The sequence below is a fragment of the Lysobacter sp. cf310 genome (assembly GCF_900114355.1).
Lineage (GTDB): Bacteria > Pseudomonadota > Gammaproteobacteria > Xanthomonadales > Xanthomonadaceae > Lysobacter.
Map to the genome: position 1 here is coordinate 982,027 of NZ_FOSS01000002.1, position 8,889 is coordinate 990,915.

At 63.6% G+C, this 8,889-nt stretch carries 18 protein-coding genes; all 18 read right to left on the bottom strand.

All coding sequences use genetic code 11. From position 1 onward, the window contains the following. Positions 1-40 precede the first annotated feature (40 nt). Complete coding sequence (rplF, locus tag BMZ45_RS11245) at positions 41-568, bottom strand: 50S ribosomal protein L6 (RefSeq protein ID WP_091636274.1); 528 nt, start codon at positions 566-568, stop codon at positions 41-43. 13 nt (positions 569-581) lie between these two features. Further along, the gene (gene rpsH / locus BMZ45_RS11250) at positions 582-980 is read right to left on the bottom strand and encodes a 30S ribosomal protein S8 (protein ID WP_091636277.1); all 399 of its coding nucleotides are present in this window, start codon (positions 978-980) and stop codon (positions 582-584) included. A 135-nt stretch (positions 981-1,115) separates the two neighbouring features. Beyond that, positions 1,116-1,421, bottom strand: coding sequence for a 30S ribosomal protein S14 (gene rpsN / locus BMZ45_RS11255; RefSeq protein WP_056172331.1), 306 nt, complete (start codon positions 1,419-1,421; stop codon positions 1,116-1,118). A 15-nt stretch (positions 1,422-1,436) separates the two neighbouring features. Next, entirely contained in the window at positions 1,437-1,979 is a 543-nt protein-coding gene (gene rplE, locus BMZ45_RS11260; RefSeq protein WP_056172328.1) for a 50S ribosomal protein L5, read from the bottom strand. An 11-nt stretch (positions 1,980-1,990) separates the two neighbouring features. Beyond that, positions 1,991-2,305, bottom strand: a complete 315-nt coding sequence (gene rplX, locus BMZ45_RS11265; RefSeq protein WP_056172324.1) for a 50S ribosomal protein L24 — start codon at positions 2,303-2,305, stop codon at positions 1,991-1,993. A 16-nt stretch (positions 2,306-2,321) separates the two neighbouring features. Next, on the bottom strand, positions 2,322-2,690 hold the full coding sequence (rplN, locus tag BMZ45_RS11270) for a 50S ribosomal protein L14 (protein ID WP_056172322.1): 369 nt from the start codon (positions 2,688-2,690) through the stop codon (positions 2,322-2,324). 14 nt (positions 2,691-2,704) lie between these two features. Beyond that, positions 2,705-2,974, bottom strand: coding sequence for a 30S ribosomal protein S17 (rpsQ, locus tag BMZ45_RS11275; RefSeq protein ID WP_055902341.1), 270 nt, complete (start codon positions 2,972-2,974; stop codon positions 2,705-2,707). An 11-nt stretch (positions 2,975-2,985) separates the two neighbouring features. Beyond that, entirely contained in the window at positions 2,986-3,171 is a 186-nt protein-coding gene (gene rpmC, locus BMZ45_RS11280; protein ID WP_056172318.1) for a 50S ribosomal protein L29, read from the bottom strand. Beyond that, positions 3,171-3,584, bottom strand: coding sequence for a 50S ribosomal protein L16 (rplP, locus tag BMZ45_RS11285; RefSeq protein WP_055902334.1), 414 nt, complete (start codon positions 3,582-3,584; stop codon positions 3,171-3,173). The genes rpmC and rplP overlap by 1 nt, the downstream gene beginning before the upstream one ends. 6 nt (positions 3,585-3,590) lie before the next feature. Further along, positions 3,591-4,334, bottom strand: a complete 744-nt coding sequence (gene rpsC, locus BMZ45_RS11290) for a 30S ribosomal protein S3 (RefSeq protein ID WP_056172314.1) — start codon at positions 4,332-4,334, stop codon at positions 3,591-3,593. A gap of 14 nt (positions 4,335-4,348) precedes the next feature. Beyond that, on the bottom strand, positions 4,349-4,684 hold the full coding sequence (gene rplV, locus BMZ45_RS11295; RefSeq protein WP_056176302.1) for a 50S ribosomal protein L22: 336 nt from the start codon (positions 4,682-4,684) through the stop codon (positions 4,349-4,351). A 10-nt stretch (positions 4,685-4,694) separates the two neighbouring features. Then, positions 4,695-4,964: a 30S ribosomal protein S19 gene (rpsS, locus tag BMZ45_RS11300; RefSeq protein WP_091636279.1), complete on the bottom strand. Its 270-nt coding sequence runs from the start codon at positions 4,962-4,964 to the stop codon at positions 4,695-4,697. Between the two features lie 6 nt (positions 4,965-4,970). Next, positions 4,971-5,798 (bottom strand): 50S ribosomal protein L2, encoded by an 828-nt coding sequence (rplB, locus tag BMZ45_RS11305; RefSeq protein ID WP_091636282.1) that lies wholly within the window; start codon positions 5,796-5,798, stop codon positions 4,971-4,973. A gap of 10 nt (positions 5,799-5,808) precedes the next feature. Beyond that, on the bottom strand, positions 5,809-6,105 hold the full coding sequence (gene rplW, locus BMZ45_RS11310) for a 50S ribosomal protein L23 (protein WP_056172307.1): 297 nt from the start codon (positions 6,103-6,105) through the stop codon (positions 5,809-5,811). Beyond that, a complete protein-coding gene (gene rplD / locus BMZ45_RS11315) occupies positions 6,102-6,707 on the bottom strand; it encodes a 50S ribosomal protein L4 (protein WP_055902318.1) in 606 nt (201 codons plus the stop codon). The genes rplW and rplD overlap by 4 nt, the downstream gene beginning before the upstream one ends. Before the next feature lie 2 nt (positions 6,708-6,709). Beyond that, positions 6,710-7,366, bottom strand: coding sequence for a 50S ribosomal protein L3 (rplC, locus tag BMZ45_RS11320; protein ID WP_056172304.1), 657 nt, complete (start codon positions 7,364-7,366; stop codon positions 6,710-6,712). A gap of 11 nt (positions 7,367-7,377) precedes the next feature. After that, positions 7,378-7,689 (bottom strand): 30S ribosomal protein S10, encoded by a 312-nt coding sequence (gene rpsJ / locus BMZ45_RS11325; protein WP_022968186.1) that lies wholly within the window; start codon positions 7,687-7,689, stop codon positions 7,378-7,380. 585 nt (positions 7,690-8,274) lie between these two features. Then, positions 8,275-8,889, bottom strand: a 615-nt coding sequence (locus BMZ45_RS11330) for an EF-Tu C-terminal domain-related protein (protein ID WP_254776600.1), incomplete at its 5' end; no start/stop codon positions are given.

An 8,889-nucleotide genomic window follows, 5' to 3' on the forward strand; every position in this document is an offset into this window, starting at 1 on the left:
GAAGGGGGGTCGGCACGGCCCTGCGAGGGCGATGCGTTCCTTAGGCCTTCTTGGCTTCCTTGCGGATGATGACTTCGCCGGCGTACTTCACGCCCTTGCCCTTGTAGGGCTCCGGCGGACGGAAACCGCGAATCTTGGCGGCGACTTCACCGACGCGCTGCTTGTCCGCGCCCTGGACCACGATCTCGGTCTGGGTGGGGGTAGCGATGGTGATGCCTTCCGGAGCCTTGAACAGCACCGGGTGCGAGAAACCCAGCGAGAGGTTCAGGTCCTGGCCCTGCATCGAGGCGCGGTAGCCGACGCCGACCAGCTCGAGCTTGCGCTCGAAGCCTTCGGAGACGCCCTTGACCATGTTCGCGAGGATCGCGCGCAGGGTGCCCGTGAGCGGGATCAGCGCGGCGTCTTCGGTGGTGAACACGGCTTCGCCGTTTTCGATCTGCAGGTTGATGGCCGCCGGCTTCGCGATCGACAGGGTGCCCTTCGGGCCCTTGGCGCTGACGTTGTCGGCCTGCACGTTCAGTTCGACGCCCTTCGGGAGAGCGATCGGCTTCTTGGCAACTCGGGACATTTTCGTTCCTCCCTTAGGCCACGAAGCACAGGACTTCACCGCCGACGCCCTGCTGGCGCGCCTGCGCATCGGTCATGATGCCCTTCGAGGTGGAGATGATGGCGATACCCAGGCCGCCGAGGACCTTGGGCAGCGCTTCCTTGCCGCGGTACTGACGCAGGCCCGAGCGGGAGTAGCGCTGGAGGCGCTCGATCACCGGCTTGCCTTCGTAGTACTTCAGCGAGATTTCGAGTTCGGCCTTGCCCGGCGTGGTCTGGACCACGCGCGAGTCCAGGATGTAGCCCTCGTCCTTCAGCACGGCGGCGATGGCCACCTTCACCTTGGACGACGGCATCTTCACCGTCTGCTTCCGAACAGCCGCCGCATTCTTGATGCGGACCAGCATGTCGGCGATGGGATCAGTCATGCTCATTGAATATCACCTATGAGTAGCACCGATATCCGCGGGATTGCGAATTTCAGTAATAAATACAACGGGTTACGACACTTTCAACAGCGCCGCCGCGACCCGAGGGCCGCGGCGGTACAGCTGGGACAGCCGACTATCTTACCAGCTTGCCTTGCGAAGACCAGGCACGTCGCCGCGCATGGTGGCTTCACGCAGCTTGTTGCGGCCCAGGCCGAACTTCTGGTAGACGCCGCGCGAACGGCCGGTCAGGGCGCAGCGGTTGCGCTGGCGGCTCGGCGAGGAGTCGCGCGGCAGCTTCTGCAGCTTGACGGCGGCTTCCAGCTTCTCCTCGTAGGAGGAGCTGTCGCTGGAGATGATCTTCTTCAGCGCATCACGCTTGCCGGCGAACTTCTTCACCAGCTTGGTCCGCTTGATGTCGCGGTTGATCATGGAGGTCTTAGCCATAGTTCAATCCTAGACTCAGTTGCGGAACGGGAAGCGGAAGGCTTCGAGCAGGGCCTTGGCCTCGGCATCGGTCTTCGCGGTCGTGGTGATCGCGATGTCCATGCCGCGCAGCGCATCGACCTGGTCGAAATCGATTTCCGGGAAGATGATCTGTTCCTTGACGCCCATGTTGTAGTTGCCACGGCCGTCGAACGAACGACCCGAGACACCGCGGAAGTCGCGCACGCGCGGCAGCGAGATGTTGATCAGGCGGTCCATGAACTCGTACATCTTGGCGCGGCGCAGGGTGACCTTGGCGCCGATCGGCCAGCCGTCGCGGATCTTGAACGAAGCCACCGACACGCGGGTCTTCGTCACGATCGGCTTCTGGCCGGAGATCTTGGCCATGTCGGCGACGGCATTTTCCAGGATCTTCTTGTTGGTCGCAGCCTCGCCCACGCCCATGTTCAGCGTGATCTTGCTCAGGCGCGGCACTTCCATCGGGTTCTTGTAACCGAACTTCTCGGTCAGCGCAGGAACCACTTCATTCTTGTAGAACTCTTCGAGCCGGGTGGTCATTTCAGCATTCCTCAGGCGTCAACCGCCTCACCGCTGGAGCGGAACACACGCAGTTTGCGTCCATCCTCCAGCACCTTGAAACCGATGCGTTCGCCCTTGCCGGTGGCCGGGTTGAACAGCATGACGTTGGAAATGTGGATCGGCGCTTCGCGCTCGATCACGCCGCCCGGCTGGTTGGCCTGCGGATTCGGCTTGGTGTGGCGCTTGACGATGTTGATGTTCGCCACGACGACCTTGTCGCCGAGAACGCGCACGACGTCGCCCTTCTTGCCCTTGTCCTTGCCGGCGGTGACGATCACCTGATCGCCCTTCTTGATACGGTTCATGGTCTAGTTCCTCCGCTCAGAGCACTTCAGGCGCGAGCGAGACGATCTTCATGAACTTCTCCGAGCGCAGCTCGCGAGTCACGGGCCCGAAGATACGGGTGCCGATCGGCTCATGCTTGTTGTTGAGCAACACCGCAGCGTTGCCATCGAAGCGGATCAGCGAACCGTCGGGGCGACGAACGCCCTTGCGGGTACGGACCACGACGGCGTCGTAGACGTCGCCCTTCTTGACCTTGCCGCGCGGGATCGCGTCCTTGACGGTGACCTTGATGATGTCGCCAATGTGCGCGTAACGGCGCTTGGAGCCGCCGAGCACCTTGATGCACATCACTTCTTTAGCACCGGAGTTGTCGGCCACGGCGAGGTAGCTTTGCATCTGGATCATGGTTCAGCCTCCTCTTATTCGGCCACGCGGCTGACGATCTCAACCACGCTCCAGTTCTTGGTCTTCGACATCGGCGCAATTTCCTTCACTCGCACGATATCGCCTTCTTTGCAGGCGTTCTCGGCGTCGTGGGCGTGGAGCTTGGTCGAGCGACGGATGTACTTGCCGTACAGCGCGTGCTTGACCTGACGCTCGACGAGCACGGTGACGGTCTTGTCCATCTTGTTGCTGACGACCCGGCCTTCAACCGTGCGCAGCGCCTTCTCTGTGTTGTTGTCGGTCATGGCGTGGGTCCTTACTTCTTCTGACCCAGCAGCATGTTCACGCGAGCGATCTCGCGGCGAACACGGCGGGCCTCATGAGTCTTAGCGAGCTGACCGGTGGCCTTCTGCATGCGGAGGGCGAAGCTCTCCTTGTGCAGGTCGACCAGATGAGCCTTGAGCTCGTCAGCCGACTTCTCGCGCAGTTGCTTGAGTTCCATTAGCGCACCGTCCGGGTAACGAAAGTGGTGGTCACCGAGAGCTTGGCGGCCGCCAGACGGAACGCTTCACGCGCGACGTCCTCAGCGACACCTTCGATCTCGTAAATCATGCGACCGGGCTGGATCTGAGCGACCCAGTACTCGACGTTGCCCTTACCGGAGCCCATTCGGACCTCGATCGGCTTCTTGGTGATCGGCTTGTCCGGGAACACGCGGATCCACATCTTGCCGCCGCGCTTGACGTAGCGGCTGATCGAGCGGCGAGCCGCTTCGATCTGACGCGCGGTCAGCTGGCCGTGTGCGGTCGCCTTGAGGCCGTATTCGCCGAAGCTGACGGCATTGCCGTTCCAGCTCAGGCCCTCATTGCGGCCCTTGTGTACCTTGCGGTACTTGGTTCGCTTGGGTTGCAACATGGCGGATTACCTCTGTTCGCGGGCAGGACGGCCCGGGCGGTCGTTACGGTCGCCGCGGTCGCCGCGGTCACCACGATCGCTGCGCGGCGAATCGTCCTGCTTTTCCTGGCCGACCTGCGAGAAATCGAAGATTTCGCCGCGGTAAACCCAGACTTTGATGCCGATGATGCCGTACGTCGTCTTGGCTTCAGCGAAGCCGTAGTCGATGTCGGCGCGCAGGGTGTGCAGAGGCACGCGGCCTTCGCGGTACCACTCCGAACGCGCGATCTCGGCGCCGTTGAGACGGCCGGCCACGTTGACCTTGATGCCCAGGGCACCCAGGCGCATCGCGTTGCCCACGGCGCGCTTCATCGCGCGACGGAACATGATGCGGCGCTCGAGCTGCTGAGCGATCGACTCGGCGACCAGCTGCGCGTCGAGTTCCGGCTTGCGGACCTCGGTCACGTTGATGTGCGCCGGAACGCCCATCAGCGCGCTGACTTCCTTACGCAGCTTCTCGATGTCCTCGCCGCGCTTGCCGATCACCACGCCCGGACGGGCGGTGTGGATCGTGACGCGGGCGTTGTTGGCCGGACGCTCGATGAAGATCTTCGAGATGCCGGCCTGCGCGAGCTTCTTGCGAAGCATCTCGCGGACCTTGAGGTCGGCAGCCAGGTACTCGGCGTACTGCTTCTTGCCGGCGAACCACTTGGAGTTCCAGTCCTTGGAGATACCAAGGCGGATACCGGTCGGATGAACTTTATGACCCATTGTCTGACTCCGCCTTACTTGCCCGCGCCCACAACCACAGTAATGTGGCTGGTGCGCTTGAGGATGCGGGTGCCGCGGCCCTTCGCACGCGCCATGAAGCGCTTAAGTGCGGGACCCTCGTCCACCATGATGGTCTTGACCTTGAGCTCGTCGACGTCGGCGCCCTGGTTGTTCTCGGCGTTGGCGATGGCGGACTCCACGACCTTGCGGATCAGTGCAGCTGCCTTCTTATCCGAGAACTTCAGCAGGTTGACGGCGCGTTCGGCGGACAGACCGCGCACCTGGTCGGCGACCAGGCGGGCCTTCTGCGGGGAGATGCGCGCGGTGCGCAGGATGGCTTTCGCTTCCATGGTCATCTCCTTACTTGCCCGACTTCTTGTCGCCGCCGTGACCCTTAAACGTACGGGTCAGGGCGAATTCGCCAAGCTTGTGGCCAACCATATTTTCGTTGACCAACACCGGGATGTGGTTCTTGCCGTTGTGCACCGCGATGGTGAAACCCACCATCTCCGGCAGCACCATCGAGCGACGCGACCAGGTCTTGATCGGCTTCTTGTTGTTGCCCGCGACTTCCACCTTCTTCATCAGATGGTGGTCGACGAACGGACCTTTCTTGAGTGAACGTGCCATGGCCGATTAGCTCCTGCGATCGCGAACGATGAACTGCTGCGTACGCTTGTTCTTACGCGTCTTGTAACCCTTGGTCGGCACACCCCACGGGGTGACCGGATGCGGGTTGCCCTGGCCAGCCTTGGCCTCACCACCGCCGTGCGGATGGTCGACCGGGTTCATGGCCGCACCGCGGACGGTCGGCTTGATACCGCGCCAGCGCTTGGCGCCGGCCTTGCCGAGCTTCTCGAGGCTGTGTTCGTCGTTGCCGACTTCGCCGATCGTGGCGCCGCACTCGACGGGCACCTTGCGCATTTCGCCGGAGCGAAGACGCAGCGTGGCGTAGCCCTGCTCGCGAGCCACCAGGTAGGCGCTGGCGCCGGCCGCACGGGCCAGCTGGGCGCCCTTGCCCGGCTTCATCTCGACGCAGCACACGGTGGTGCCGACCGGGATGTTGCTCAGCGGCAGCGTGTTGCCGACGCGGATCGGGGCGTCGCGGCCCGCGATCACCTGGTCGCCGTCCTTCAGGCCCTTGGGGGCGATGATGTAACGGCGCTCGCCATCGACGTAGCACAGCAGCGCGATGTGCGCGGTGCGGTTCGGATCGTATTCGATCCGCTCGACGCGGGCGGGGATGCCGACCTTGTCGCGCTTGAAGTCGATGATGCGGTAATGCTGCTTGTGGCCACCGCCGATGTGACGGGTGGTGATGCGACCGTGGTGGTTACGGCCGCCGCTCTTGCTCTGCTTCTCGACCAACGCCGCGTGCGGCGCGCCCTTATGCAGGCCCGGCGTCACCACGCGGACCGCGCTGCGGCGGCCGGGGGAAGTGGGCTTGAAAGTCATCAATGCCATGGGTCTTTCCTCAGGGCTTGGCAATCACGTCGATCGACTGGCCAGCGGCCAGCTTCACGTACGCCTTACGCCAGTCGGCGCGACGGCCCATGCGGAACTTGAAGGCCTTGTTCTTGCCCTTCACGTTGACCACATTCACCGCCTCGACCTTCACGTCGAACAGCTTTTCCACGGCGACCTTGATGTCGGCCTTGGTAGCGTCCGTCGCGACTTCGAAGACGTATTGGTTGGAAACTTCCTGCAGACGCGCGGTCTTTTCGGACACGCGCGGCGCACGGATGATGCTGTAGAGCTTGGCGTCGTTCATGCCAGCCACTCCTCGATCTTCTTGACCGCATCGGTCGTGAACACGATCGAATCGGCGCCGACGAGGGCGACCGGATCGAGTCCCTGCACGTCGCGGACTTCAACGTAGGGCAGGTTGCGCGCCGAGAGGTACAGATTCTCGGAGGCTTCCTCGGTGACGAGCAGCGGACGACGGCCCATTTCGAGCGACTTCAGCTTGGCGACCATGCCCGAGGTCTTCGGCGAGTCGATGTCCAGCGTCTCGACGACGGTGATGCGGCCCTGACGGTTCAACTCCGACAGGATCGCAGCCATCGCTGCGCGGTACATCTTGCGGTTGACCTTCTGCGCGAAGCTGCGCGGCTTGGCCGCGAAGGTCACGCCGCCGCCGACGAAGATCGGAGCCGTCAGCGCGCCGTGACGCGCACCGCCGCCCTTCTGCTTCTTCGACTTCTTGGTGGTGCCGTTGACTTCCGAACGCGTCTTCTGCGCCTTGGTGCCGGCGCGGCCCGCGTTGCGGTAGGCCACAACGACCTGGTGGACCAGGTCTTCGCTGAATTCGCGATCGAAGATGGCGTCGGAAACCGACAGCTTCTTGTCGCTACCGTTGATGGCAAGTTCCATCGTTATGCTCCCTTGCTCGTCGGACGGACGATCACGTCGCCGCCCGGCGCGCCCGGCACGGCGCCCTTGATGGCGATCAGGCCGCGCTCGGCGTCGACCTTGACCACTTCCAGGCCCTGCGTGCTCTGCTGGACGGCGCCCATGTGACCGGACATCTTCTTGCCCGGGAAAACGCGACCCGGCGTCTGGCGCTGGCCGATCGAACCCGGCGAGCGGTGCGACAGCGAGTTACCGTGCGTCGCGTCGCCCATGCGGAAATTCCAGCGCTTGATCGTGCCCTGGAAGCCCTTGCCCTTGGTGATGCCCTGGACGTCGACGATCTGGCCTTCGGAGAAGATGTCGGCCTTGATCTCGCCGCCCACTTCGAAAGCGCCGATCTGGTCGGCTTCCACGCGCAGCTCCCACAGGCCGCGACCGGCTTCGACCTTCGCCTTGGCGAGGTGACCGGCTTCCGGCTTGTTGACGAGCGCAGCGCGGCGCACGCCGACCGTCACCTGCACGGCGCTGTAGCCGTCGGTGTCGGTGGTCTTGATCTGGGTGATACGGTTCGGAGTGGCTTCGATCAGCGTCACCGGCACCGACTTACCGTCGGCGAGGAAGACGCGGCTCATGCCGGCCTTACGGCCGACGATGCCCAACGAATATTTCTTCGCGGTCATGGTGGCTTGCCTCAGGTCAGCTTGATCTGCACGTCGACGCCAGCCGCGAGTTCGAGCTTCATCAGCGCGTCCACGGTCTTGTCGTTGGGGTCGACGATGTCGAGCACGCGCTTGTGCGTGCGGGTCTCGTACTGGTCACGCGCGTCCTTATCGACGTGCGGGGAAACCAGAACGGTGTAACGCTCGATCTTGGTCGGCAGCGGGATCGGGCCGCGCACTTGCGCGCCGGTCCGCTTAGCCGTCTCGACGATCTCGCTGGCCGAGCGGTCGATCAAACGATGATCGTACGCCTTCAGCCGAATCCGGATCTTTTGGTCCGCCATGACGGAATTCCTTGGTTGAAAGAGCGACGGGCCGGCTTCTGGGTGTGCCGAACCCCACGAAAACGCAAACACTCCAGAGCAGCACCCTCGCCCCGGAGCTTCCTTGCCTGGAAAAAAACTAAGGCAGACCGGTTTCCCGATCCGCCCAGACTGAGCAGAACGCACGAAGGGCCCCGTGTGCGTTCCTTGGAAGCCTCAAGGGCCCGGAACGTACGGAGCGCTGCCGTGCGACATATCCCTGTCTGGCGAATACGAGGTGCGTCCTGCTCCTCATTTCGCTGGTCGTGCCGGGCCTGAATTCACAGACCTGGCGCGGTGGTCGAGCATTCTAACCGTATTGCCGGGAAGGACGCAAGCGCCCCGCCCGATCGGCGGCGGATGCCCGGGTCGGCGCCCCGAAAGGGCCGGCCCGGAGGACCCGGAACCCGGGCGCGAACCCTGGCTCCTGTGTTGCATGAAGCGGTGAGACTGGATCTTGAGGCCCCATCGCCGCTCGCTGCATGCGCAAGCGGTGTCGCCTCGTCCCCGCCTACGCGGGAAGGACCTTCGACCAAGCCGGGCGCCAGGGGCGCCCGGCCCGAAAGATCACTTGATGATCTTCGCCACCACGCCGGCGCCGACCGTACGACCGCCTTCGCGGATCGCGAAGCGCAGGCCGTCGTCCATCGCCACCGGGTTGATCAGCGACACGACCATCTTGATGTTGTCGCCCGGCATGACCATCTCGACGCCGTCCGGCAGCGTCACCGCGCCGGTGATGTCGGTCGTGCGGAAGTAGAACTGCGGACGGTAACCCTTGAAGAACGGGGTGTGACGGCCGCCTTCGTCCTTCGACAGCACGTAGACTTCGGCTTCGAACTCGGTGTGCGGGGTGATCGAACCCGGCTTGGCCAGCACCTGGCCGCGCTCGACGTCGTCACGCTTGGTGCCGCGCAGCAGCAGACCGGCGTTGTCGCCCGCCTGACCCTGGTCCAGCAGCTTGCGGAACATCTCGACGCCCGTGACCGTGGTCTTCTGCGTCGGACGGATACCGACGATTTCGATTTCGTCGCCCACCTTGATGATGCCGCGCTCGATACGGCCGGTCACCACGGTGCCGCGGCCCGAAATCGAGAACACGTCTTCCACCGGCATCAGGAACGGCTTGTCGATCGCGCGCTCCGGCTGCGGAATGAACGTGTCCAGCGCGTCCACCAGCTT